This is a genomic window from Ensifer sp. 1H6, from assembly GCF_001976035.1.
Classification (GTDB): domain Bacteria; phylum Pseudomonadota; class Alphaproteobacteria; order Rhizobiales; family Rhizobiaceae; genus Ensifer; species Ensifer canadensis.
This window is the reverse complement of record NZ_MOAI01000005.1, coordinates 77,411-102,172: the sequence shown is the minus strand read 5'-3', so window position 1 is coordinate 102,172 and position 24,762 is coordinate 77,411. Positions and strand designations below refer to the sequence as shown.

20 protein-coding genes are annotated in these 24,762 nt (G+C 60.4%); 3 read left to right on the top strand and 17 right to left on the bottom strand.

The features are described from left to right. Positions 1-47: 47 nt before the first annotated feature. Together BKP54_RS07800 and BKP54_RS07795 are read right to left on the bottom strand one after the other, a co-directional pair. Positions 48-1,136 (bottom strand): GNAT family N-acetyltransferase, encoded by a 1,089-nt coding sequence (locus tag BKP54_RS07800; protein ID WP_128090389.1) that lies wholly within the window; start codon positions 1,134-1,136, stop codon positions 48-50. A 40-nt stretch (positions 1,137-1,176) separates the two neighbouring features. Further along, complete coding sequence (locus BKP54_RS07795) at positions 1,177-2,499, bottom strand: lipopolysaccharide biosynthesis protein (protein ID WP_057226718.1); 1,323 nt, start codon at positions 2,497-2,499, stop codon at positions 1,177-1,179. 287 nt (positions 2,500-2,786) lie between these two features. Between BKP54_RS07795 and BKP54_RS07790 the strand changes: the two genes are divergently transcribed. Together BKP54_RS07790 and BKP54_RS07785 are read left to right on the top strand one after the other, a co-directional pair. Next, positions 2,787-3,458: a HemK/PrmC family methyltransferase gene (locus BKP54_RS07790; RefSeq protein ID WP_084814352.1), complete on the top strand. Its 672-nt coding sequence runs from the start codon at positions 2,787-2,789 to the stop codon at positions 3,456-3,458. Next, positions 3,455-4,570: a hypothetical protein gene (locus BKP54_RS07785; RefSeq protein ID WP_025428545.1), complete on the top strand. Its 1,116-nt coding sequence runs from the start codon at positions 3,455-3,457 to the stop codon at positions 4,568-4,570. Before BKP54_RS07790 ends, BKP54_RS07785 begins: the two co-directional genes overlap by 4 nt. 37 nt (positions 4,571-4,607) lie before the next feature. On the opposite strand, the gene nadE is transcribed toward BKP54_RS07785, so the two are convergent. The 8 genes from nadE to BKP54_RS07745 form a co-directional block, all read right to left on the bottom strand. Then, complete coding sequence (gene nadE, locus BKP54_RS07780; protein WP_057211307.1) at positions 4,608-5,615, bottom strand: NAD(+) synthase; 1,008 nt, start codon at positions 5,613-5,615, stop codon at positions 4,608-4,610. Continuing rightward, a complete protein-coding gene (locus tag BKP54_RS07775) occupies positions 5,612-7,159 on the bottom strand; it encodes a class I adenylate-forming enzyme family protein (protein WP_025428543.1) in 1,548 nt (515 codons plus the stop codon). The genes nadE and BKP54_RS07775 overlap by 4 nt, the downstream gene beginning before the upstream one ends. Before the next feature lie 25 nt (positions 7,160-7,184). Continuing rightward, on the bottom strand, positions 7,185-7,451 hold the full coding sequence (locus BKP54_RS07770) for an acyl carrier protein (RefSeq protein WP_025428542.1): 267 nt from the start codon (positions 7,449-7,451) through the stop codon (positions 7,185-7,187). 27 nt (positions 7,452-7,478) lie between these two features. Further along, positions 7,479-9,416: an asparagine synthase (glutamine-hydrolyzing) gene (asnB, locus tag BKP54_RS07765; RefSeq protein WP_025428541.1), complete on the bottom strand. Its 1,938-nt coding sequence runs from the start codon at positions 9,414-9,416 to the stop codon at positions 7,479-7,481. Between the two features lie 143 nt (positions 9,417-9,559). Then, the gene (locus BKP54_RS07760; protein WP_084814341.1) at positions 9,560-9,763 is read right to left on the bottom strand and encodes a hypothetical protein; all 204 of its coding nucleotides are present in this window, start codon (positions 9,761-9,763) and stop codon (positions 9,560-9,562) included. Positions 9,764-9,972: 209 nt separating this feature from the next. Continuing rightward, a complete protein-coding gene (locus BKP54_RS07755; RefSeq protein WP_057211309.1) occupies positions 9,973-10,743 on the bottom strand; it encodes an FkbM family methyltransferase in 771 nt (256 codons plus the stop codon). 99 nt (positions 10,744-10,842) lie between these two features. Then, complete coding sequence (locus BKP54_RS07750) at positions 10,843-11,307, bottom strand: Crp/Fnr family transcriptional regulator (RefSeq protein ID WP_025428538.1); 465 nt, start codon at positions 11,305-11,307, stop codon at positions 10,843-10,845. 91 nt (positions 11,308-11,398) lie between these two features. After that, the gene (locus tag BKP54_RS07745) at positions 11,399-14,101 is read right to left on the bottom strand and encodes an ABC transporter ATP-binding protein (RefSeq protein ID WP_057211311.1); all 2,703 of its coding nucleotides are present in this window, start codon (positions 14,099-14,101) and stop codon (positions 11,399-11,401) included. A 317-nt stretch (positions 14,102-14,418) separates the two neighbouring features. On the opposite strand from BKP54_RS07745, the gene BKP54_RS07740 reads away from it, so the two are divergent. After that, positions 14,419-15,093, top strand: a complete 675-nt coding sequence (locus tag BKP54_RS07740; protein WP_025428536.1) for a hypothetical protein — start codon at positions 14,419-14,421, stop codon at positions 15,091-15,093. On the opposite strand, the gene BKP54_RS07735 is transcribed toward BKP54_RS07740, so the two are convergent. The 7 genes from BKP54_RS07735 to BKP54_RS07705 all read right to left on the bottom strand — a co-directional run bounded on the left by BKP54_RS07735 (position 15,071) and on the right by BKP54_RS07705 (position 24,738). After that, the gene (locus BKP54_RS07735; RefSeq protein WP_128090385.1) at positions 15,071-16,234 is read right to left on the bottom strand and encodes a glycosyltransferase; all 1,164 of its coding nucleotides are present in this window, start codon (positions 16,232-16,234) and stop codon (positions 15,071-15,073) included. The genes BKP54_RS07740 and BKP54_RS07735 overlap by 23 nt on opposite strands. Then, complete coding sequence (locus BKP54_RS07730; RefSeq protein WP_025428534.1) at positions 16,234-17,478, bottom strand: glycosyltransferase family 4 protein; 1,245 nt, start codon at positions 17,476-17,478, stop codon at positions 16,234-16,236. Before BKP54_RS07730 ends, BKP54_RS07735 begins: the two co-directional genes overlap by 1 nt. Positions 17,479-17,482: 4 nt before the next feature. Next, positions 17,483-18,700 (bottom strand): glycosyltransferase family protein, encoded by a 1,218-nt coding sequence (locus tag BKP54_RS07725; RefSeq protein ID WP_025428533.1) that lies wholly within the window; start codon positions 18,698-18,700, stop codon positions 17,483-17,485. Positions 18,701-18,775: 75 nt separating this feature from the next. After that, positions 18,776-19,951, bottom strand: a complete 1,176-nt coding sequence (locus BKP54_RS07720; RefSeq protein ID WP_025428532.1) for an ABC transporter permease — start codon at positions 19,949-19,951, stop codon at positions 18,776-18,778. Continuing rightward, positions 19,948-20,946, bottom strand: a complete 999-nt coding sequence (locus tag BKP54_RS07715) for an ABC transporter permease (protein WP_025428531.1) — start codon at positions 20,944-20,946, stop codon at positions 19,948-19,950. Before BKP54_RS07715 ends, BKP54_RS07720 begins: the two co-directional genes overlap by 4 nt. 1 nt (position 20,947) lies before the next feature. After that, positions 20,948-22,849, bottom strand: a complete 1,902-nt coding sequence (locus BKP54_RS07710) for an ABC transporter substrate-binding protein (protein ID WP_025428530.1) — start codon at positions 22,847-22,849, stop codon at positions 20,948-20,950. Then, positions 22,846-24,738 (bottom strand): ABC transporter ATP-binding protein, encoded by a 1,893-nt coding sequence (locus BKP54_RS07705; protein WP_025428529.1) that lies wholly within the window; start codon positions 24,736-24,738, stop codon positions 22,846-22,848. The genes BKP54_RS07710 and BKP54_RS07705 overlap by 4 nt, the downstream gene beginning before the upstream one ends. Between the last annotated feature and the right edge of the window lie 24 nt (positions 24,739-24,762).

The following is a 24,762-nucleotide window of genomic DNA, read 5'->3' as shown; positions in this document are numbered from 1 at the left end:
ACGGTGAAAATTCCGTTAATCGGCCCGGCAGCCGTTTACCTTGACGCTTAGAAGTCCGTCAGCAACCGGCTCCAGCTTTCGGATGCCAGACCGCCGATATAGAGGTCGTTGCGCAATGCCGCGTCCTTGAGATCTCCATGGCGCGTTACCATGCAGAAATAGCCACGGTGGCGGAACGTCAGCCAGCGTTGGCGCGAGATCGCGTTCATCAGAAATGGTTGTGCGGCGCCTGTGGCCTGGGCGTAACCTTCGCGGTCGAGGCAGGCAAACATCTCGGCCGTCACCTCAAACTCCCGACCCGGTTGGCAAAGCACATTCAGAACCGTCGCAGTCCTGTTCGCCCTGCCAAGAAAGAGGAAAACGCCAATCGCTCTTCCATCCGCCGTTACTTGTCGGAAATGCACTTCACCGAGGCCTTGGTTCTTACCGGCGATCGCGACGAGCCAATCGAACTCCTCGGTTGACCAAACGGGCCTGACCGAAAACCGTTCCATCATCGGTCGGGCGCAACCGAGAAACTCGCCGGCCCCGATCACCTTCGTCATACATCCTGAAGCCGGGGTGGGTTTGACGGATGGTCTTCGCCAGCGCAACACCCTGTCGAATGCACCAAGGACACCGAGCACCAATTTCGAACCCAATGCCGGAAATTGACGGCTGGCACGAATGGCGCTGCTGGTAGCCGGTCGAAACGATCGCTGCCACTCCAGGCTTTGTATCGGAAGCACGACCCCGCCCCCGGCAACCCAATGGTCCGCACTCACCGGCGACGAATTATCCGAGAAGCACATGTCCTGGCGCGCGGAGCGCATCGTACGAGCGAGACATGCCGCACCAACGGCACCCGCCTTGCCGTCTGACATGAACGCGCAAAGAAGCTTGCCGACGGTATGGCGACCGCGGATCGAGAATTCCATCGGCAATGCCAGGATTGCGCTGGCGATGGTGCCGTCATCGTAGACGATACTGCCATGCTCGGGAGAGTAAAGCGGACTGCCGAAGAAGACCGCTTCAAGATACTGCCGGAGGTCACCACTTGGCTCAATGTCGCGCTTGCGGAAAATCTTGCTGAAGAGCGAGCTAACTGCAGGGATATCGCCCAGCTCCATCGGTCTCACGCGGCCCGGGTGCTGCATGCGATGCCCGATGGCTGTGGCAGTTTCCAGTTCCCTCAGCTCAGCCTTCATGCGCCATCCTCGCCGGGACGACGTGCTCAACCGCTCCCTCCCTGTCGCGCCGGACGAAGCGCAGGAAGACACTCCAGGAAACGATGACCATCGCGATCTCGATCACATAGAAGGAGATGAACGTGCCCGCAGGTGGCGCATACCAAGTCGCCCACGCTGTCAACGCAGCGCCAAGGACGCTGCCGAGACCCATAACAGAGGCACGCGCAGGGTGATGCCCGGATGCTCCGAGCGCTTCCATTGCGACCGACCACATGGCAATCGGCACGACGACCCAGCAGAGAATTCGAACGAAGGACACCAACGAGACATAGTCCTTGCCGAAGAGGTAAGGCAGGACCGGCGCAAGCACGAAGACCGCGATCGCCGCCGCAATACTGATCGAAGTGGCAGCAACGAGCACCTTGCGTACCCGCTCGAAGGCATGGTGCAGGCCGGAGGCCGTTGCCTTGGCCGAACCGGGATAAATCAACCGGTTCAGCGCCTCGACCGAGAGATAGCTGCTCTCCAGCATGCGCCGCGCGACGCTATAGCTCGACATCACTTCTGCGGAGGCAACGAGGCTCAGGACGAGCAGGTCGGCATTCTGGCGCACCGCGCGCAGAATGAAGGGGATGCTGAAGTAGAGCCCCTGCGGCAGCTCTTCGCGCACGATCCCATAGACGGGCCGGCCAAGGCCCTTTACGGCATACCAGCAACCGATGGCGACAAGCACATGGCATACGAACTGCCAGACCGCCCAGGAGGCAACGGTCGCCACGCCAAAGACGATACAGGCGAGCGCCGCGGCGATGGTGCGGGCGATGGCGAAGCCGACGACAACCTTGTTGGCAGATGCGAAATTCGAGTGAGCGAGAAAGATCTGCTCCGTCAGCACGATGACGCGAACGAAGATGATGTTGGTGATCAGCATCAGCGTAATCACGGCAATGTTGGTAGCCGGGTCAGCTGACAGCGTGAAGAAGAACGGCAGCGCAATCGCGCCAAGCAAAACCAGAACGATGCCGCTGATGGCGGTCAAGATGACGTTGTGACCGAGCATGCGAGAGTACATGCTCCGATCGCGTGCGACGCGGCGCACGAGGCACTCCATCGCCCCCAGCCCGCAGAGATGCACGGCAATATTGGCAACCGCCGTGATCGCCACGAAGACACTGAACTCATGAACGCCGAGCCAACGTGCGAGGATCGCGAACGTCAGAAGCTGGGCAGCGGATCCAATGATGAGGCTGCCGCCCGAGGCGGCATAGGACATGATCATCGACAGGAACGGTCTGTGCGCGCCCGGTTCTCTGAGACCTTCCGATGCCATCCCGATCTGCCTTTGACAACAATCCGACGAAATGTGCGTCCGATGCCGGATGGGCGTTGCCGCAACAGCCGAGCACACGCTTCCGATCATCGCAAAGAATAGCACTTAGAAATGATTGCGCGGTTAACACTCCCGCATCAATTGCATTTTAGCTTCCGTTTACCTGATTGCAGTAGTGTGGATCGTGCAGCCATCGATCGACGCATGAAGGAGAGGCCGTGCCGCAAAACAACAATCCCCTTCAGGATGATCAGGCAAGCGGCGAGGCGCCGCGTCTGCACCGTTTCATGGACGTCGAACTCGAACTGGCACCCGATGTCTTGGTGCCACGAGAAGAAACGGAGCTGCTCGGACGCACGGCTTCAAGGATCCTGCATGACCGGCCATCCGGCGCAACCGTCATCGACATGTGCTGCGGCTCCGGAAACCTGGCGCTCGGGCTTGCGGCCGATGTCGTTTCCGCCCGCGTCTGGGGTGCGGACTTGACCGATAGCACCGTTGCGCTGGCCCGCAGAAACGTCACTCGCCTGAACGTCGCCGATCGCGTCACCATACGACAGGGCGATCTGTTTGGTGCGCTGGCCGACGACAATCTCGAGGGCTCGGTCGACATGATCGTCTGCAACCCGCCCTATATTTCGACATCTCGGCTCGAAGGTGACAGCGCCCACCTGCTTGAAGCCGAACCGCGGGAAGCTTTCGATGGCGGCCCATACGGCATCTCGATCCATCAGCGCCTCATCCGCGATGCTGTGGCTTTCCTGAAACCGGGCGGCTGGCTGCTCTTCGAGTTCGGCGCTGGCCAGGATCGACAGGCATCCGCCCTTCTCGCCCGCACCAAGGCCTATGAGGCCGTCACCTTCGCCACCGATGTGGAAGGCCGGCCACGCGTCGCCATCGTCAGGAAACTTGTTGCTCAAGCATCCGTTGCGGCGGGTGCCGGGAACGAGGAACGATGAGTAACATCCGGCCGCTTGAACCCGCAGACATTCCTGCGATCGCTGGAATGTTCCAGAGGGTTTTCTGCAAGGATCAGACGGAGCCGCCAGCTGCGCTCGTCGACTATATGCGGCAGCTCTACCTGGACGCACCTGGCTGCGATCGCGAGATTCGGCCCCTCGTCCACGTCAACGGCGACGGCCGCATCTCCGGTTTCGTTGGCGTTAACGCGCTGCCGATGACGTTTAACGGTCGGCCGTTGCGAGCCGCCATATGCGGCTCCCTTATGGCCGAGGATCGTGAAAGCGATCCGATGGCGGGTGCACGGTTGCTGAAGGCCTTCCTCGCGGGTCCACAGGATCTGTCGTTCAGCGAGACCGCAAGCGAAGTATCGACTCAGATGTGGACGAAACTGCGCGGTATCGTACTGCCGCAATACAGTCTTGATTGGGTGCGTGTCATCCGGCCATCGGCATTCACGCTCAGCGTCGCCGAGCACCGGATCAAGCTCGCTCGGCTGGTCAATCCGCTCGCGCATGCGTTTGATCGTTTCTATCGCAACAGGATGGGTCGCGGGGAGCGGCGCTGGTCGGCCGTCCCCGAAAGCGGAACGGGACAGGCAAATTTTCGCGTTGGTGAAATCGACAGAAGCGGTTTCGCCGATCTCGTCGGTCCGCTCACTGCCCAATTCCCTTTGCGCCCGGATTGGGCGGAAGGGCAGCTCAACAACATCCTCGCAGACGCGGTGCAAAAACCTGATCAGGGTAGCGCAATCTTCGCATCCGTCACCGCGCGCACCGGAACCGTCGTCGGCGCCTTTGCCTATCACGCTCGCTCCGGCGATATCGGCCGCGTGCTGCAGATCCTCGCCCTTCCCGGACAGGCCGGCCCCGTCATCGATTGTTTGATCGACCACGCAGCCGCGCGCGGTGTCGCGGGTCTGCGTGGTCGGACGCAGCCAGCTCTCCTTGAGGCCATGCTCGGTCGTCGCATCGCCTTTGTGCACATGGCGTCAACCGTGATCCACTCGCGCGACGACGAACTCGTTCAGGCGTTCCGCCATTCGCAAGGATTTATAAACGGGTTGGCCGGCGAACATTGGAGCCGACTTATGGGCGGCCGCTTCGACTGACCGATGCGGCCGGATTGGCCATCGCACCCTATGCCAATCAGTCAGCAATCTCCTCAACGGTCTGGACGAGTCGCGGCCCGAGATGAAGGTAGCGCGTCGCCTTGCGTTTGGCGGCAATATCCGCCCAGACGCGATCGACCTGCGTTGCCGTCAAGCCCGCAGCCTGCGCAACCGCCTCGATCGCCAGTCCGTTGTTGAGGCCATAAAGGCATAGATCCATGCGGTCGTAGGGCAGCGAGAAATAGAACTCTTCCTGCGTCTGCTCCAACGAATAGGTATCCGTCGTCGGCGGGCGGCGGCGGATTTCCTCGGGAATGCCGAGAGAGGCCGCCAACGCGTAGACCTGCGATTTGTAGAGATGCGCTATCGGCTTGACGTCGGCGGCGCCATCGCCGTTCTTCACGAAGAAGCCTTGGTCGTATTCCAGCCGGTTCGGCGTGCCGAGGACGGCGAAATTCAGCCGGTCGGCATGGTAATATTCGATCTGCTTGCGCGTGCGCTGCTTCATGTTGGTGGCGGCAACGATACCGAGATAGACAGGCGGCGGCATGCGCAGCTTGGTCTGTTTGCCCTGTGGATCCTGGACCACCAGCGACGAGATGTTGTAGCCCTCACCTTCGAGCGCGTTGGCGATCACGATCTTCGATGCCCAGCCTTCGCCGTAGGCAGGAACAAGTTGGCGGATGAAGGCGTCGCGACGCTCGTAGCAGCCCATTGCCTGCAAGATCGGCCCGATATCCTCAACCACGGCATCGACGCCAAAGGTTTCGGCGACCAGACGGCCGAGCCTCAGGCTTTCCGGGTCGCTGTCGTTCTCGGGCATGAACAGACAAAAGACGTTCTTCGCACCCACAGCTCGCACAGCCAGGGCGACAGACACGCTGGAATCGATGCCGCCGGAAAGACCTAGCACGAGGCCGCGCTTCTTCATTCCACGCAGCTGCTCACGCAGCCCTGCCACGATGCGGTCGGTTTCAGCCGCATGGTCGATATCAAGCGTTTCGGCCGAAAACGCAGCCGTGTCCTGGGTCGGGCGAATGTTCATTCTGCAGGCTCCATCGTCTCGGCCGCAAGTCGGCGGCTAACCTTACCCGTGTCCGTCTTCGGCAACTCGATGCGAAATTCGACAACCTTCGGGACCATGAAGTCCTCCAGATGGCGCGAGCAATGACGGATGATGTCCTTGTCGCTGAGCGTCTGGTCCGAGCGCACGACAAGTGCCGCGATCGCGTGGCCGAGAACCGGGTCGGGCACACCAAGCACGACGGCTTCCGCAATGCCTGGATGGGAATGCAGGACCGTCTCGACTTCCTTCGGCGCAACTTTCTCGCCGCGGGTCTTGATGATATCGTCCTTGCGCCCGACGAAATAGAGGAAGCCCTCCGCATCGGCCTGAAACAGATCGCCGGTGTAGAGCACCTTCTCCCAAGGGTGCGGTCCCGGCCGAAGCATGCGTTCGGTCGAGGCATCGTTGCGCCAATAGCCCTGCATGACGTGCGGGCCACGGATGACGAGTTCGCCGGGCACGCCCGGCGGAACGCGCTTACCCTCATCGTCGACCACAAAGGCCTCGGTGTTGGGGATGGCGATGCCGACGGAGCCCGGCCGACGATCAAGTTCTTCGGGCGGCAGATAAGTGCAGCGCTTGCATTCCGTCAGCCCGTACATCGAGTAGAGCCGCGCGCCGGGAAAGAGTTCTCTTAGCCGGGCAATATGTGCCGGCGGCAGCGCCGCGGCAGTGTTGGAAAGATAGCGAAGGCTGGGTAGAAAACCCGGCTCCAGATCGCGCATCTGCAAGATCATCGCCGCCATCGTCGGCACGAGCGGAAATCCGGTGACACCCTCCTCGCGAATGCGCTCGAAGATCGCATGCGGAAACGCGAAGGACTTTTCGAGAACCAGCGTCGCTCCGAGCCGGACCGCCATCAGCAGCTGATAGAGGCCGTAGTCGAAGGCGAGCGGCAGGACGTTGAGGATGATGTCGTCGTGCTGGTTGCGCAGATAGGTGGTGATCGATCCGGACGCCGCATCGATATTGCGATGTGTCATCATCACGCCCTTCGGGCGCCCAGTGGAGCCGGAGGTATAGATCAGCATCGCCAGGTCAACATCGATCCCGCCGTGGACAACCGGCTGCGGCTCGCCTTCCAGGCATGTGTCGAATGCGGTGGCACCCGCAGGCACCTGGCCGTTGGGCGCCGCCGTGGAAGCAACGAACAGCATCGCATCGCCGGCAAGCGCACGGGCATCGCCCACGACCGGCATCAGTTTTGCCTGTGTGAGGATGGCGGCTGCCTCGCAATCGCCGATGATGTAGGCCAGCTTGTCTGCCTTGGTCGACGAATTGATCGGACTGAAGGTCGCGCCTGCCTTCAGCACGGCAAAGATCGAAACAGCGGCTTCCCAGCAATTGTCCATGAACACCAGCACGCGGTCATTGCGCTTGACACCGTTCCTGGAAAGCGAGGCCGCCAGTTGGCTCGAAAGCCGATCGAACTCGTCATACCGCAGCCGCTTGCGGTCGGTGATCAATGCTGTTTTCGCCGCATGCGCCGCGGCGTTGTCGATAAGGAATTGCTCGAACCGCATCTGCGTGGACCTCACCCGTTGTCGCTTACGCCGCTACCGTCGCGCCAGATTTGGCTTCGATGAAAGCCGAGATGCGCGCGAGCGAATCCAGGTTCGCCGGTACGATATCGGCGTCCGCCATGGCGATGCCGTAGTGATCCTCGATGAATGCGACCAGCTCCAGCACGCCGGTGGAGTCAATGATATCGTTCTCGATCAGCGATGCCGTGTCGGCAAGGTCGTAGGACGTGTCGCCGAACAAGAAGTTCTCGATGACAAAGGCCCTGACCTTGTCCTTGATCGTCTCCGTCATGTCTTTTCCTTTCCTTTCCTCAGTCGTTCAGGCCGCCTGGGCGGCGTGGATGCTCGTGCCAGTGAATGTCTTCAGCCATAGCTGTGTCGACAGGATTCCGACGAACGCTGCATTGTCGCGGAAGCCGGATACCGGTTGGGATTGGCACTTTTCGTAGAGTTTCGTGACCGCCTTCGGGTTGAAGAGACCACCCGCGGCAATTCTGTCTTGGCTCATTGCCTCGCGGACGTAATCGAGTTCACCGACGCCGGTGAACGAAAGGCTATCGGGTGCTCGATAGGGTTGCTTGGTGCGCTTGCCGATCGCTTCCGGCATCAGGTCCTTGGTTGCCTCGCGCAGGATGTGCTTTTCCACCAGCCCCTTGAGCTTCATCTCCGGCGGCAGGCCGGACGCAAACTCGACCAGCCGATGATCGAGGAACGGGAAACGCCCTTCGATGCCATGCGCCATCGCCATGCGGTCGCCCTGGCTCGAAAGGATATAGCCGGGCAAAAGGAACCGACCCTCGAGATACTGAGCCTGATGCAAGGGATGCCAGCGGCCGAAATCCTGAGGCAGACGGCTCGCCAGCTCCTCTGCCGCGTCGTAGCCGGCAAGGCTGGCGCGCAGATCGGGCGAGAAGAAGATCTTCGTCGCCGCCGTGCTCTTGAAGCGGGGGCGATGGGAAAAGAGCGGATCGTCTAGCGCAACGTCTCCCGCCCCGAAGAACGCGGCGAGATATTCAGCCGACTGCTGCTGTAGGCCAGGGAGATAGGGATAAAGCTTGCGGAACAGATGCGGGCGGATGTGCGAGCCAGGCTGACGCCCGCAGAACCGACGCACGCGCGCTTCCTTGAAGATATCATAGCCGGCAAAGACCTCGTCGGCCCCCTCGCCGGTCAGTACGACCTTGAGCCCCTGTTCGCGCACCAGGCCCGAAAGCTGATAGAGCGGCGCCGGCGCCGTCCTGATGATCGGCCTTTCAGCAAAACGTACCACATCCGGGAACACCCTGGCGATATCGCCGGCACGGCAGGCAACGGTGCTGTGCTGCGTGCCGAGGGCCGCGGCCATCTGCATCTGGTAGGCGCTTTCGTCGTGCTCGACGCTGTCGAACGTGACGGAGAACGTGCGCAATCCTTGCGGCGCCATACCCGCCGCCAGCGCCGCGACGATGGAGGAATCAAGACCGCCCGACAGATAGGAGCCGACCGGCACATCGGCCCGCATGCGGATCCGCGTCGCGTCGCTCAACAGCGCCCGCAATTCGTCGGCGGCTTCGTCTTCATTGACGAAGCGTGAAGTGGCCTCGCGATCCGGATAGTCGAGACGCCAATAGGGCCTGATCGTCTGACGCCCCCGCTCGGCGATCATGAAATTTGCGGGTTCCAGCTCGTGGATATCACGAAAGCCTGTCCGCGGCGCGATCGGCGCCCAAAGCGTGAAGATCTGGTCGAGCGCGATCGGGTCGATCTCGGCTACGATGCCGGGCACCTGAAGCAGCGCCTTGATCTCGGATGCGAAGTAGAGTGTGCCGCCTCTGGTCGTATAGAAAAGTGGACGCACGCCCATGCGATCGCGAGCGAGCATCATTCGGTGGCGGCGGGCGTCCCAGATTGCAAAGGCAAAGTCGCCATTGAGGACGGACAGGCAGTCCTCGCCCATCTCATCGTAGAGATGGAGGATAACTTCGGTGTCGCTCGAAGTCCGGAAATGCCGGCCCTTGGCGCGCAGTTCCTCGCGTAGTTCGACATAATTGAAGATCTCGCCGTTGAAGGCGATTGTTAGCTCGCCCGTCGCATCTGACATTGGCTGCTGGCCGTCACCAAGCCCGACGATCGAGAGCCTGACATGACCGAGGCCGGCTTCCGGCGCCACGAATGTGCCATGCTCGTCCGGTCCGCGATGCGCGATCGCGGTCACCATCCTCTTGAGAAGGGTTTCTGCTTCCCGGACCGAACCGAAATAGCCGCCAAAACCGCACATGTTCAGAACTTTCACACGGGTCAATCACAACCGAAACATAATCCGCATGAAGAGTTCATGGGTTAACCGCCGGCGTTTTCTGGTTGTATGGTAAATTCTCCAGGAAGACAAAAATACGTCATCAAAACATCACAGAAATACCTTTACCCCTGCGGAATTTTTCTTTTCGTTACAATTTTAAACATTAGATAGAAAATGAGCACCGGCCAGAAAATACAGATCACAATGCCGGCGACACGATAGACATTCCAGGGCGCGTGCGCCTGCAGACCTTCCAGATAGGTCATCGCCAACAGGAAAAGCGTAGCGATACAATAGGTTGCGCCAACAAAATACATCCAGGACATCTGACCGCTCTCATGGCACAGCAGAAAAACCGAGGAATGAAAATAGAAACTAGCCGCTTATACCAGCAGAAGTAACATTCTTAAACCAAGAATTAACCTTGTTGCAGACGTGGTTAATTCGTGGACTCAGCGCCTTTCAGCTAAGTCCTGCTTCCACAAGGCATGTATTGGCTGCGGCCGTGGCTCAGAACGTCAGCGACTGTTTCTCTTCAGCGCGCATCGTTACGGGTCGCTGACCTTGCAACAAAGAGTAGATCGAACCCGCGGAATTCACGCCGGAAGGTGGATTTCTTGAGGGCAGTCCATATCGCTGATGGATTGTCGAGGCGGAAGCCGCGAAAGCTGCGCACGAGCCCGAGGGTGGCAACGACGGTGCGCAATGCCCTGACGATTGCCGGCCCGCTCAGTGACGCAAACAGGATCTGCGGATGAACGGCGAGCAAAACGCCCGTCGTCCGCGTGCGGTCGATATCCCGGAACTGGGCCAGGGAACGGTATTCGTAGCCTTCGATATCGATCTTGAAGCATAGCTTCTCGGTTCGCGCCAGCGACTGCAGTTCGGCAATCGTGATCGTTTTCGCCTTGATCGCCTGCCCCGTGTCGTCGGCGATCAGCGCCGAGGTCTCCGAGCTACCAAATCCGCCGACCGAGTTCAGCACCAGGACGTCATCCTCGGAAAGTGCAGCATTGATCAGCGCGACCTCCCCTTCGTTCTGCGGTTCCATTTCCTTGAGGATGCCGAAGCAGACGGGGTCGGGTTCGACCGTAATGACGTTGTCGGCTATCTGAGCTGCCCAATAGGGCGTCACGCCGATCCAGCCGCCGATATCGACAAAGGTCGTGTTGCCGTCGACCAGCCGCTCGATGTTTTGAAATGTGCACGGCTCCCACTCGCCGCTTTGAAGCCGCGCAAAGAAGCGCTTCTTCTCAGGCTTGTCAGGGAAATGGACGGTCTTGCAGAAGTAGGTGATCGCACGCATGGCGCTTCTCTAGCCCATATCCCGGTCAAGCGGAATCGTTTTTGCGAAGGTCTTCCATGCGGCCAGGACATGCCAACGACGGGCGCCGCCGGTTCGATTTCACGCTTCCATGCGCTCGTTTCGGCTGCGCGCTTCCGTAAGTTCGGCCGTCGTCTGGCTGAGGCGGTCAGCGAGCACGCGCATGATTTCCACCGCCATTTCGGGGAAGTCGGCCAGCAGCTTCAGGAAGTCGTCCTTGCGGATGCGCAGGGCTTCCAGCGGTGTCGTGGTGCGCACGGTCGCCGTGCGCGGGGTGTTACAGAGAATGGCGATTTCGCCGACGATCGAATTCTGTTCCACTTCCGCAAGCTTCAGCGGCCCGCTTGCAGTCGTCACCAGCACGTCGGCCTTGCCTGAGAGAATGACATAGGCGGCATCGCCAATATCGCCCTGATAGAAAAGGGCCTCCCCGGCGCTGTACATGACCCGGTCAGAGGTGAAGGCAAGGAGTTTCAATTTTGCAGGCGGCAATCCTGAAAACAGGGTTATCCGGCGCAGCATTTCGACTTCATCCTTGAGCAACATCACAATCCGTTTCTCCGAGTATCCAGCCGGGGCGACCTGCCTCCCGCGTTGCCGCGGGACCTTATGCTGGTGCCCTGACATTAATATTACATCAAGATGCCATTTCCTTATAGTCGGGTCCTTCGTTAGCCCCCACTTCCGTTTCGTTGTCGCGAACCAGTCGGCCATTTTCGAATACGGCGACACGATCGAACAGTTCCATCACCGCCGGATTTGCGACCACCCAGACGATTGCCGGATTGCGCCCGCCCTGCCGCAAGAGCGCAAAGACGTTTCGGACCACCTGCTCCTGGACCCGTTGGTCGAGCGCCAGCAGCGGTTGGTTGAAGATATAGAAGTCGCAGATGCGGATGAGCGCGCGGGCCAGGTCAAGCTTCTGGCGCTGGCCTGCGGTCAAGCGTTTGCCGCCGGCGCCGACATTGAATTCGAAGCCGAAGGCCAGCACCTCGTTATAGAGGCCAACGGCTTCGAAAAGATCGCGCACGATCGCCCGGATTTTCTCCGATCCATCGGCGTGCTTGTGACCGATGCGCCCGAAGAGCACGTTGTCGATGATGCTGCCGGACGCGATGTAGCGGTTCGGACGATAGTGCTCGATCATGCCGGCGAGGTCCGTCGGCAGGCCCTCGTCGAACTCGCGCCGGGCAGCTACGATCTTGGACATCAGTTCGTCGGTCAGGAGACCAAAGCGGTGTCGAGGCTCGATGTAGCCGAAGCACAGCCGAATGATCTTGACTTGGTCATCCTCGGCAACGTCCGCGCGTGGTCGCCCACGGACCTTTTGCAGCAACGCCTCATAAACAGGAATTTCTTCGGCCGTCATGAATGTCAACTGCTGGAAGAACGGGTGATCCGGCGGCAGGTCGCGGAACAGTTCGACGACGTTCTCGGCGATTTCCAGCCCCATTTCGTAGAAGACGTCACGCAAGCCGACGCGCTGAAGCACGGTCTTGAAGAACGGGTGTCCCTCGAGCGCACCGTCCCACATCACCTGATCGGTAATCGTGCCGAAGAGCAAGTTTTCGCCGATGGTCGCTTCGATGTTGTACGAGCCGGGCTCGAAGAACACCACGAGATCGCTGAGCTTTTCCTGTTCAAGGCGCTCCCGAAGCGCGCTGCGCATCTCGACGATACCAGAGGCAAAGGCCGCATTGCGGTTCGGGTCGATGGTGGAGCGCACGGCAAGCGCCAGAACGTCATTGGTCAGGAGGACAGCATCAAGGACAGGCCTGATCTTGATCAGAAGATCGTCTGGTCCGGTCGCCCCGGCTGCCTGATAATCGACCCAATCGCTGTTGACGTCGAAGGATGGATTGCCTGCAAGCTTGGCTTCGACCAGCTCCCACTTGCGATGGGCCGCCCTTTCGCCTTCATACCGGACCTCGGTCATTGGCGCGTGCTTCAAGCCGTAGAGCAGGTTGTCGCCAAGGCTGCCCTGAAACACATACACGTCTGAGGAGGCATAGGAAATCCGCCGGCCAGTGACCGACTCCGGCATCTCCAGTATATCCTGACCGCCGATGACAACACGACCGCCAGCCGGCCAGATCAGTCGAGCGAAGGCCTCTGCCAGAACTTCCCCGCCGGCCTTGAGTGCGACCGCCTCGCCGGGCTGCACCTGCAGCGAGACGTGGTCGAGGAGTGTCACACCACCATCATCGGTCACCGTCAGGTTGACGGCCGCGAGCGAGCCGTTCAGCGGCGCCGGACTTGCCGCTGCGAGGGCGTGGACCTTGGGATCGAGCAGCGGTTCGATGCTGAACTGCTCGACCACCTGGGCGTACTTCACCTGCACGTCCTGGCGCGCCTGGTCCCAATCGATGAGCTCTTTCAGCGGCCCGGGCAGGTCCTTGTAGGCGCCGATGACGGCGACAAGCTGGCCGATATCGAGGCGGCCCTGAAGCGCGAAATAGCCGCCGATCGAATAGAACATGAACGGCGTCACCTGGGCGAGAAAATTGTTGATGAACTTGACCAGGAATTTCCACTGATAGAGGTCGTAGCGGATCTTGAAGATGCGCGCGAGCCGCGACGCGATGTCGGCGCGCTCGAGATTGGAGGTGTCGTGGCCGCGGATCGTGCCGATGCCGTCAACGATTTCGCTCACCCGGCCAGACAATTCGCGCGCAGTCAGCTGGCGCTCGCGGCCAAGGACGAGCAACCGCTTGCGCATGCGCGGGATGATCACCGCCTGAACGGCGACGATAACAGAGGCGATCAGCCCGAGCCAGAAGCTCTGTAGCAGGATGAAGATCAGCGCCGTCAGCGCCTGACCGCCAAGCAGTGCGGGCGACACGAAGGCATCGCCGGTAAAGCCGCCGAGCGGCTCCACCTCGTCCTTGATCATCGTTGAGATCTCGGCCGGTTTCACCCGTTTGAAATGCGTCGGTGGAAACCTCAGAACGCGATCGACAAGCTCGAAGCGAATCCGCCGCAGGAGACGCTCGCCGAGCCGCCCCTTGAAGGTGTTGATATAGAATTTGAAGAGGCCGTTGACGACAACCAGCAGCAGGAACACGAGGCTCAGGGCCAGCAACATGCCTTCGCGACCGAGTTGGAAGCCGTCAAAAAGATTGATCGTCCCGAGATAGGGCAAGTCAAAGGAGATCGCCAGGAACGCCTGCGTCGCTTCCGGGCTGTCAAAACCGTCGCCCTGAATTGGTCCGTTGACGATCTGCTTGGGCAGATCGAAGGACAGGAAGTAGGGGACCATCGAGAACGCCACGACCAACAGGATCCAGAGCTGGTCCTTGCGCGTATGAGTCCAAATGTAGCGGGAGAGGCGTGGTTCCATGTTTCTGGCAACGAGACCTTATTGAACACTGCGTTGTTTGCGGCGCGGGCAGCCACCGATACCCGGCCACGATATGCTTGCTTGTGGTCCTTTCCGACTGAACTGCCACGGGCGGCCGGTCGCGAAGGCGTTTCGGCAAAAATCTGATCCGGTTTCGAATCCGGTTTATTAGATTATGCAGGAGCGCGAGAAAACCGCAATGGACGCCTGAACGCACCTTCAAGATCGGCGCTCATGCCTCCCTGCGGCGGATCAAGGCGTGGGGAACGAAAAATGCCCATATTGCACTCGATTGTCTGCCAGCTTACAACGAGTGCATGAAACACACCAGCCATCCCCCTACTCCTGCGAGCGACTGGTACGAAAACGCTTTCGACCTGACGCGCGGTATCGCCGCCTATACCGGAAGCCCGCTGATCGATGGCATCGCCAAGGTGATTGCCAGACACCCTGACGCCGATATAGCCAATGCCTTCAATCATAGGCAGGTTGCCTGCAAGCTCTGGGCTCGCGACACGCTGCTGCAAGCGGCGGGCAAGTCTTATAAGCGGATCGTCGTTCTCGGCGGGTGGTACGGCATCCTTTCGGCGATGTTGCTTGAGGATTGTCGCTTCGAAATCGCAATGGCTGAGAGCTACGACATTGACGCCTCCGTCGAGGCTGTCGCCCGCACCCTCAACGCGACCTTTGCCGATCGTTTCCGGGCCATCACGGCCGACATGTATGCGATCGACTACGCAAGCCTCGACGCCGACCTGATCGTCAACACGAGTTGCGAGCACATCGCCGATCTGCGGAGCTGGCTTGCGCTGATCCCATCAGGCACACGTGTTCTCCTGCAGTCGAACGATTACTTCAGCGAACCGACGCACATCAACTGCGTCGAGTCCGTCGATGCTTTCGCCGACCAGGCGAAACTCGCGACGCTCGATTTCGTCGGTGCGTTGCCGACGAAGAAATATACAAGGTTCATGCTGATCGGGACGGTTTGACCGCCACTTGCGAAAGCCGCTCACGCAGGATCGCCGCCGTGTGGGCGGCGCCTTCGAGGTCGAGCGGCGGCATCGTGGGCTTGGCCCGTGCGAGCTGCGTTTCAACGTCGCGCGCCAATCGGGCCGGCGTTACCTCGCTCTCCGGCAGGACACCGGCAAGCCCGAGCTTTTCCAGTCGAACCGCACGCGTTGATTGCTCCGTTTCCCCGCCCGCCGTGAACGGGATCAGCAGCGACGCACAACCGGCGCGAATGATGTCACACACCGTATTGTAGCCGGCCTGCGAGACGGAAAGCCGCGCACCCGAAAGCAGACTGGCAAAATCCTGCCGGAAACGGAACAGCTTCACATTGCCAGGCGCGGCGGCCTCGAATGCGTCATAGTCGACCTGCGGAAGGTTTGGCCCGGTAATCATGCACCATTGCAGCCCCGGCGGCAGGAGCTTCGCAGATTCCAGACCGGCGCCAATCAGCTCCTTGCCGACTGCGCCGCCACCGGCCGAGACCAGCACATCGAAACGCTCCAACGGCGGCGCCGGCGGATCGCCCGCGACCAGACCGGTATAGGCAACCTTGTCGGCGATCTCCTGCGCGTAAGGGAAGGTCTCTTCAAGCCGAGCGAAGGCGGGATCCCCATGCACGAGTACAAGGTCAAAATGCTCCTGTACCAGATCCAGCATCTCCTCGGCACGGCCGGGCTTCGTCCGCTCCTGCAGGATATCGCGAAGGGATGTCGCCACCAGTGGGCGCGGGCTCGATGCCTCGATGAGGTCGAGCAGCGGCATCAGTTCAAACCGCATCTGGCGGCGACCGAACGGAAACGCCTCGAAGATCACGACATCCGGGTCGCAGGTGCGAAAAGCGTCAAGCAACATCTTCCGTCGGCGGTCCTTGAAGTCATCATCGACCGGATTTCCGGTTTCGTCCGCCAGGCCGGAGAACCCCTTGTCGCCGGCAACAACCGGCGGCAGGGCTACGTGTTTGAGGTCGGCGCTTGGAAAGCCGGGAACGGCCGTGCCTCCGGTGACAACCGTGACGTCGAAACCATCGGCGGCAAGTGCGCTGGCAATGCGGCTTGCCCGGGCGAGGTGGCCGATCCCCAGCAGATGCTGGACATAAAAGAAGACCCGCCGCTGCCGCATCACGCCGCTTTCCATTCGTTTGCAAACAGGGTCGTCAGTTGTTCGATGCTGGAGTGGTGGTCAAAGTGCGCCCTCACCCGTTTCTCGGCGGCAGCGCCCAGCCGGCGGCGACCCTCTGGGTCGCGGATCAGCTGTTCCAAGGCGAGAGACAGTGCCTTCGCGTCCTCGGAGAGCACGATACGACCGTTTTCTCCGTCGACCAGGAGTTCCGGCACGCCCGAGATTGCCGTAGACACACAGGCGAGCCGCTGGCTCGACGCTTCGACCAACACGTTCGGCAGTCCGTCACGGTCGCCATCTGCCGTCACCCGGCAGGCGAGCGCAAAGATATCGCTGGTGCGATAGTGGGCGAGCACGTCGGTCTGATCGAGCGCACCCTTCCAGGCAATTCTGTCCGAGATACCGAGCTCGCTACCCAGGACCTTGAGCTTTGCTGTCAATTCGCCGGCGCCGATATGCTCGAAGCGCCAGTGAAGATCCTCAGGCAAGAGGGCTAGAGCTTGAAGGAGAACATCGTAGCCCTTCTTGCCCACCGCCCTGCCGACACTGACGATGCGCACCGGGTCTGCCTCATCGGAACCGTCGCGGCTCGAATGTTCGCCGTCGAAACGCGGGAAACGCTCGAGATCGAGGCCGTGATAGCTCAGATGCACTCTGGCCTTTTGCGAGGTCAGGCTCTGCAGATGCTCGTAGCCGGTCCGGGTGCAGGTCACCGTCCAGCGCGCGCGGCCGAGCTTTTCGGAAAGCTCCCAGTCGGGCGATGTCCAGATATCCTTCGCATGCGCCGAGCACGTCCAGGGCGTACCGGCGATGACGCTGGCATAAGCTGTGACGGAAGCCGGCGTGTGGATGAAGTGGGCATGCAGCCAGCGCGGATCGCCCGGCCATTCCGATGCCAGAACCAGCGCCTGCCCGAAACGGCGGAAGCGATTGCGCGTCAGGTCCCGGCCCAGATCTTTCACAAACAGCCCAAGCGCCTTCCAGAATCCGGGCTTCGGCAGCGAACGCACCAGACCCTTGAGGACACGCAATGGCTCCTCGTGCAGGTACTCCGGCAGATAGTGCACGTCGGCGCGGATCTCGTCATGCACGGGATGGCGCTTGCCGTCGGTCGGGCGCCTCAGCGCGATCAGGACCAGCTCATGCCCCGCTTTCTCAAGTCCGAGCAATTCCTGCGCAATGAAGGTTTCCGAAAGGCGCGGATATCCCTTCAGAATGACGGCAATCTTGCGGTCCGTTGGCAATGCTTCAGCTCGATTTCTTGACAATACTCAGGTGCTCACTCGACTGCTCGTCGAGCCACCCGCCTACGATTTCGGAGATATGCACCAGCCCCTCGAGCCGCAGGCCGTTGGCACAACTTTTCGACGGCGGCGCGCGTTGCGGCAAAGCCTTCAACGCGGCGGCGAAACGCAAGGGATCCACCGCCTCGTCGGGCAGCAGCATGTCGATGAGACCCCACTCGGCGGCACGACGTGCACGGATCAGTTGCTCCTCGCGCGGCTGAATCCGCGGGACGATCAGCGCCGGTTTATCGAAAGACAGGATCTCGCAATAGGTGTTGTAACCGCCCATCGCCACCACGCCCTTGGCGCCGGCAATCAGCTCTTCCATGCGATTATCGAACTCGATGATCTTGATGAAAGGGATCTTGCTTCCTTTTTTGATCAGCTTTTCGCGCTTCTTGACCGGCATATAGGGGCCAAGGACCACAAGCGCCTTATGCGTCAACTCCGGATCCTGCTGGTAGGCGTGAATAAAATCGTGGATCAGGTCGGCACCATCGCCGCCACCGCCGGTGGTGACGAGAATATAGTCGCCTTCCGGCTTGTGACCGGGCAATTCCTCGCGCGGTACGCTCCTCTGCAGGAAGCCGACGAAGTTCATGCGCTCGCGCACGGCGGGCGGCACCTCGAGTTCCGTCAGCGGGTCGTAGAAGTCGGGCGGCCCATAAACCCAGATCGTATCGTAATACTGCTCGATCTTGCGCATGGTGTCGCGGCGTTTCCATTCCGCTTCGAGCAGATGCGGCGCATCCATCACCTCGCGCAGGCCGAGAACGAGCGTCGTGCCATGGGCCTTGAGATAGGTGAGCGTCTCCTCGACCTCGCCTCGCAACCCCATCGGCTCCTTGTCGACGATAAAGATGTCTGGCTTGAAGGTTTCCGCCGTGTGACGGATGATCGACTGGCGCATCTTCAACGTCTCGTCCAACTCGATATGGCGATCGAGAGACGTGTAGTCGCCGTTGTGCAGCTTGATGACGCTCGGAATCTTCACGAAATCGACGCGCGCGCGATAATCGAAGGCGCCGGCAATCGTCGCACCCGATATGATCAGGATATTCAAACCCCGATAATCTTCCACCAGCGAATGCGCAATCGTGCGGCATCGGCGCAGGTGGCCGAGCCCGAAAGTGTCATGGCTGTACATGAGTATCCGGGCATCTTCTAAGCGCCGCGTCATGCCAGAAACCTTTCGCTCAGGAAAAAACGAATCAAAACTCGCGACGCCGGCTTGCGGCCGGCGTCGAAACGAACCTCATTTGTAGGGATCGGCGGCATCGCGCAACCCGTCTCCCAAGAAGTTGAACGCCAAAATCACAAAAATGACCGGGATCGTTGGGAATAGCAGCCAGGGGTAGAAGGCGATGACGCTCACGCTTTTCGCCTCCGTCAGCAGGATGCCCCAGCTGGTGATCGGGGGGCGCAGCCCCAATCCGAGGAAGCTCAGCGCCGTTTCGCCGAGGATCATCCCTGGAATGGAAATGGTCGCAGTGGCGATGAGATGGGACATGAAGCCCGGAACCAGGTGTCGACCGATGATGCGGCCGCTCTTTGCGCCCATCAATTGCGCGGCAAGAACGTAGTCCTCCTCGCGCAGCGCAAGCAGTTTCGAACGCACCGCTCGGGCAAGCCCGGTCCAGTCGAGAAGCCCGAGGATGATCGTGATACCCAGATAAATCAGGATCGGGCTCCAGGTCGCAGGCATGATTGCGGCCAGCGACAGCCAGAGCGGAATGCTCGGGATCGATTGCAGCACTTCGATGATGCGCTGGACGATGAGATCGAAGACACCGCCGTGGTAGCCGGCGAGACCGCCGATGACGATGCCGAGCACGAAGCTCACCGTAATGCCGAGAAGGCCGATCGTCAGCGAAATGCGCGCACCATAGATGATGCGCGACAGGACATCGCGGCCGAGCCGGTCGGTGCCGAGCAGGAAGAGCTGACCGTCCTTTGCCGGGCATGCCAGGTGCACATTGCTTTCGAACAGGCCCCAGAAGCGGTAGCTGTCACCGCGGCAGAAGAAGCGGATCGGCTCGACGTCCTGCAGGTTGTCGGTGTAGTTGCGCTTCAGCGTCTCCATATCGAGTTCCATCGTCCGCCCGTAGACGAACGGGCCAACGAACTTCCCCTCGTGGAACAGGTGCACAGACTGCGGCGGCGCATAGATGTAATCCACATTGCGCGTGTGCAGATTGTAGGGTGCGAGGAACTCGCAGATCGCGATCATCAGGTAGAGCGCGACCAGGAAAATGCCTGATATCAGCGCCAGCTTGTGCCGGCGGAACTTCCACCACATTAGCCGCAGCTGCGAAGCCTGGTTAACCCGCACCTGTTCTTCCGTCATCGCTTCGACGGAATAGGGATCGAATGGTGCTGTCGATACGTAGTGCGGCAGCGGTTCGCCGGGCGCCGGAAGGAATGACGTCACTTGGTGCTCCTGCCTTGCAGCCGTATCCGAGGATCAAGAATGGCGAGCGCGAGATCGGAAATCAGCACGCCGATGACGGTCAGAAATGCGAGGAACATCAGGAACGAGCCGGCCAAGTACATGTCCTGGCTCTGCAACGCCTTGATCAACATCGGGCCGGTCGTTTCGAGAGACAGCACGATCGCGGTGATTTCCGCGCCGGAAATGATCGCCGGCAGGATGGAACCGATATCCGAGATGAAGAAGTTCAGCGCCATCCTGAGCGGATACTTGACCAGCGTACGCATTGGCGAAAGCCCCTTTGCGCGGGCGGTCACGACATACTGCTTCTGCAATTCGTCAAGCAGGTTGGCGCGCAGACGCCGGATCATGCCGGCGGTCCCCGCCGCACCAACGATGATGACCGGTATCCAGATATGTTCGAGGATCGATTTCGCCTTCGCCCAACTCATGGGCTCTGCCAGATATTTCTGGTCCATGAGATGGCCGATCGAGATGCCGAACCAGATATTGGCAAAGTACATCAGGATCAGCGCCAGCATGAAGTTCGGAATGGCTATGCCAATCAGCCCCACCAGCGACAGCCCATAATCGCCCCAGCTATACTGGTGAGTCGCGGAGTAGATGCCGATCGGGAAGGCGATCAGCCAGGTAAAGATGATGGTGACGAACGAGACGAGGATCGTCAGCCACATCCTGTCGCCGACGACGGCGCTGACCGGCAGTTCGTACTCGAAGGAGTAGCCGAAATCGCCCTGCAGCATGCCGCCGAGCCAATGAACATATCTCAGCAGCGGCGGCTGATCGAAGCCGTATTCCTTCCGGAGAGCCTCGATCTGCTCCATGTTGACGCCTTCGCCCTGCGCCCTGATCTCGGCGACGTAACTCTCGAAGTAGTCGCCGGGCGGCAGCTCAATGATGGTGAAGACGAGCGCTGAAATGATGAGCAAGGTCGGGACCATCGCCGCGATGCGCCAGAGGATGTATCGCAGCATGTCAGCCTTCCTGCTCGATCCAGAACGTATCGGGTTTGTAGACGCCGAAATAGCTCGTCGGATCGAATCCGTAGAGCCCTGCTTCCGGGACATTCTTGATCTTGTTGGCAACGAGAATTGGCTGCAGGGAGGCATTCACGATGCCGATCGAGAAGACCTGGTCGGTGTAGATCGACAGCATCCTCTCCCAGACCTCGGTGCGCTCGGCATCCTCGGCCGAGTGCCGCCAACGCTGCAGAAGCTCGGTTAGCTCAACGACGGCCGGAAGATCGGGCGCCTGCCCCATCTCACCATGCGAGAGATAGTTGAGCCCCCAAACCGGCCATTGCAGCTGATCGTCCGCAGTCGGCGCCAATTGGCCTGGGTTCATGTCCGCAGTCGGCACACCATTGTCGAGTCCGAACCACATGGACATGACGATCTCACCGCCGACGGCACGGCTGCGGAAGGTGTCGCGTTGCGACGTGCGGATGAAGAGCGAAATGCCGATCTTCTGCCAGTAGTCGGTGATCAACTGCAGGACATCGGTCTCCAGGGTGCTTTCGCCTGCGGTCTCAACGACGATCTGAGCGGCACGGCCGTCAGGGAGAATACGAATGCCATCGCTGCCGCGGTTCGTCAGGCCAGCCTCATCCAGCAACGCATTGGCCTGCACCGGGTCGTAGGCGATCCAGGCGGAGGCGAACTCCGGCCGGAACAGCGGGCTGTCCGGCAGGACAGTGTCGGCGCTCTCCTTGGTCAGTCCGTAGAAGACGGCCTTGTTGATTTCAGAACGATCGATCGCCAGCGACAGCGCCCGGCGGACGCGCACATCCTGCAGCAACGACCGCCAGACCGCATCGGAGCAATTGAGATTGGGAAGCAGCGCGACCCGTGAGCCTTGCGTCTTCTTCCAGAGGAGAACCTTTACCGGATAGCGCTTTTCCGCATCTTTCAGGAAGGTGTAGTCGATAAAGTCGATATTTGTCGCCTGCAGGTCGCTCTCGCCGGTGCCGGCCTTCGCCGGGATCAGCGCCGGAGAACTGACGTTGAGCACGAACTTGTCGATGTAGGGGAGCTGCAACCCGTTCTCATCGACCCGATGATAGAAGGCGTTACGCTCGAAGACAAACTGCTCGGCCGGCAAGGATGTTGTGTTGCGCCACGGGTCAAGCGTCGGCAGATCGGGATTTTCCGGGCGGTAGGAACGGGCCATGCGCATATGCAGCTGGTTCCACTTCTTGACCCTTTGCTCCTTCAGAAGCGCCTTGAGTTTGTCCTCATCCTGATATTTATCGTGGAACTGCTTGAGGTACGTCGCCGGCATCACCAGCACCAAGGGCTGTGGTGCGGCGAGCTTTTGCAGAAAATCGGGATTGGGCGTGGACCAGGTGTAGCGCACGGTCCGCTCGTCGAGCACCTCGAACTTTGCCGCCTCGCCGTCGATCACCAGCGCCATCGGCAGGCCCGCCGGGCTCAGTTTCTCGTTGAGCAGAACATCTTCCCAGCAGTAGCGGAAATCGTCCGTCGTAAGCGGGCTTCCGTCCGACCACTTGTGTCCCTCGCGCAGATGGAACGTGAAGATCCGGTCCTCGACCGTCTCGAAGCTTTCGAGCACGTCCGGCTGCAGTTCGAGTTCTTCGTCGTAGCCGACCAGGCGTGAGTAGCCGTAAACGGTCATCAACCGTATGTCTTTCGCGCTGCCAATCAGGCTCTGCACGGTGCCGCCGTGTTTGCCTGGCTGGCGTCCCATGGCCGCAACGTTGATGACGCGCGGGGTCTTCGGCAACCGTTCATTGACGGGTGGCAGCTTTCCCTCGGCGACAAGCGCCTCGAAAAATCTCGGCTCGCTTGCCGCTGCAAGAAGGTACTTGGGAAACGCCACTGTTGCGAGCAGGGCGAGCGCAGTTCGGCGAGTGATCATGGCCGTAACTCCCTTGCATCCACTGACTTGCGCGCGAGAACATAGTGGTCGCCACCGAGGTCAGCAGGAAAAAGCGCACCTTCCTCGCCGTCGTCGCTGAACTGCGGTCCCCAGCGCCGCATGTCCGACCCCTCAATGGCCTTGAGCAGATCGAAGTCCAGCGGACGATCGAGATCCGGATAGGGGACGGCAGCGAGCAGCGACTTCGTATAGGGGTGCACCGGTTTGCGCATCAGAACTTCGCGCGGCGCGAGTTCGACGATGCGCCCCGCACACATCACCGCGATCCGGTCGGCCATATAGTCGACCACCGCGAGATTGTGCGAGATGAACAGGCATGTAAGCCCAAGTTCCTTCTGCAGATCCTTGAGCAGATTGAGGATTTGGGCCTGGACGGAAACGTCGAGCGCCGATACCGGCTCGTCACAGATCAGCAGTTGCGGCACCAGAGCGAGCGCCCGCGCGATACCGATGCGCTGGCGCTGGCCGCCGGAAAAACTATGCGGATAGCGGTTGACGAACCGCTGGTCGAGCCCGACGGCCTGCAGCAGCGAGCGCACCGTCTCGACACGCGACTTCGCCGTTCCGCGCCCGTGGATTTCGAGCGGCTCGCTCAGGATATTCCTGACAGTCATGCGTGGCGAGAGCGACGACACCGGATCCTGAAAAACCATCTGGATCTTCGAGCGCAGCGTCTTCAGCTCATCACCTTCCGCCTTGAGCACGTCGATCGGACCTTCGCCGTCATCGAAGCTGACGCTGCCGCCATCAGGCGTGATGGCCCGCATCAAAATCTTGCTGACCGTCGTCTTGCCGCAGCCGCTCTCGCCGACCAGACCCAGACACTCGCCACGACGGATATCGAAGCTGACATCGTCCACCGCGCGATGGCGAGACGGGTCCTTCTTGCCGAACCACGAGGTCTTGCGCGTTCCATAGGTCTTGGAAAGGTTGCGTACGGACAGGAGAACGTCGGGGCCAACCGCCCTAGTGGAGGCCTTGGCACCCAGCAGTGTCCCAGCCTTGACCGGCACCTCCCGCAATGCCTTCAACCGCTCGCCCGGCTTCATGTCGAAATGCGGGACCGCGGCCATCAGGCCCTTGAGATAGGGATGCTGCGGATTGCGGAAGATCGCATCGACCGGACCTGCTTCGACAATCTGGCCGTGATAGATCACCACGACTTCGTCGGCCATATTGGCAACCACGCCGAGGTCGTGGGTGATCAACAGCATCGCCATGTTGAGCTTGACCTGCAGCTCGCGCAGCAACTGCAGGATTTGCGCCTGCACCGTCACATCGAGCGCAGTCGTCGGCTCGTCGGCGATCAGCAGCGCCGGTCGGCAGATCAGCGCCATGGCGATCATGGCACGCTGGCGCATGCCGCCGGAGAGCTCGAAAGGATACATATCATAGGCACGCTTCGGGTTCGAAAACCCGACATAACCAAGAAGCTCTTCCGTTCTGGCGCGCCTTTCAGCTTTTTCCGCATCCGTATGAATTTTCAAGACTTCGGAGATCTGGTTGCCGATCGTGTGAAGCGGCGACAGCGACGTCATCGGTTCTTGGAAGATCTTGCTGATGCGGGTGCCGCGCAAGGCACGTATTTCTTCACCTTCGCGCTCCAGCGAAAGCAGGTCGATCGGCTTGCCCTTGGCCGCCGGATCGTTGAACAGGACATGTCCACCGACCCGCGCGACATTCGGCAGGATACCCATGACGGCCTGACTGATGGCCGATTTCCCGGAACCGGACTCACCGACGAGGGCGGTCACCTTTCCTGGCAAAATTCTGAAATTCGCTTCCTTGACGGCTTCAACTTCACCGCCGAGCACCGAGAATGTGATCCGCAGACCTTCAACTCGAAGCAGGTCCGCCCCTGATGTCATCACAACACACTTCCCTCATTGCCC

Excerpts from the sequence above, each read along its gene's own strand:
- BKP54_RS07725 (WP_025428533.1), bottom strand. The coding sequence starts at position 18,700 with ATGACGCGGCGCTTAGAAGATGCCCGGATACTCATGTACAGCCATGAC.
- BKP54_RS07740 (WP_025428536.1), top strand. The coding sequence starts at position 14,419 with ATGAAACACACCAGCCATCCCCCTACTCCTGCGAGCGACTGGTACGAA.
- BKP54_RS07800 (WP_128090389.1), bottom strand. The coding sequence starts at position 1,136 with ATGCAGCACCCGGGCCGCGTGAGACCGATGGAGCTGGGCGATATCCCT.
- BKP54_RS07790 (WP_084814352.1), top strand. The coding sequence starts at position 2,787 with ATGGACGTCGAACTCGAACTGGCACCCGATGTCTTGGTGCCACGAGAA.
- BKP54_RS07775 (WP_025428543.1), bottom strand. The coding sequence starts at position 7,159 with ATGCGGTTCGAGCAATTCCTTATCGACAACGCCGCGGCGCATGCGGCG.
- nadE (WP_057211307.1), bottom strand. The coding sequence starts at position 5,615 with ATGAACATTCGCCCGACCCAGGACACGGCTGCGTTTTCGGCCGAAACG.
- BKP54_RS07750 (WP_025428538.1), bottom strand. The coding sequence starts at position 11,307 with ATGTTGCTCAAGGATGAAGTCGAAATGCTGCGCCGGATAACCCTGTTT.
- BKP54_RS07735 (WP_128090385.1), bottom strand. The coding sequence starts at position 16,234 with ATGCGGCAGCGGCGGGTCTTCTTTTATGTCCAGCATCTGCTGGGGATC.
- BKP54_RS07745 (WP_057211311.1), bottom strand. The coding sequence starts at position 14,101 with ATGGAACCACGCCTCTCCCGCTACATTTGGACTCATACGCGCAAGGAC.
- BKP54_RS07715 (WP_025428531.1), bottom strand. The coding sequence starts at position 20,946 with ATGCTGCGATACATCCTCTGGCGCATCGCGGCGATGGTCCCGACCTTG.
- BKP54_RS07705 (WP_025428529.1), bottom strand. The coding sequence starts at position 24,738 with ATGACATCAGGGGCGGACCTGCTTCGAGTTGAAGGTCTGCGGATCACA.
- BKP54_RS07710 (WP_025428530.1), bottom strand. The coding sequence starts at position 22,849 with ATGATCACTCGCCGAACTGCGCTCGCCCTGCTCGCAACAGTGGCGTTT.
- BKP54_RS07795 (WP_057226718.1), bottom strand. The coding sequence starts at position 2,499 with ATGGCATCGGAAGGTCTCAGAGAACCGGGCGCGCACAGACCGTTCCTG.
- BKP54_RS07785 (WP_025428545.1), top strand. The coding sequence starts at position 3,455 with ATGAGTAACATCCGGCCGCTTGAACCCGCAGACATTCCTGCGATCGCT.
- asnB (WP_025428541.1), bottom strand. The coding sequence starts at position 9,416 with ATGTGCGGTTTTGGCGGCTATTTCGGTTCGGTCCGGGAAGCAGAAACC.
- BKP54_RS07760 (WP_084814341.1), bottom strand. The coding sequence starts at position 9,763 with ATGTCCTGGATGTATTTTGTTGGCGCAACCTATTGTATCGCTACGCTT.
- BKP54_RS07770 (WP_025428542.1), bottom strand. The coding sequence starts at position 7,451 with ATGACGGAGACGATCAAGGACAAGGTCAGGGCCTTTGTCATCGAGAAC.
- BKP54_RS07755 (WP_057211309.1), bottom strand. The coding sequence starts at position 10,743 with ATGCGTGCGATCACCTACTTCTGCAAGACCGTCCATTTCCCTGACAAG.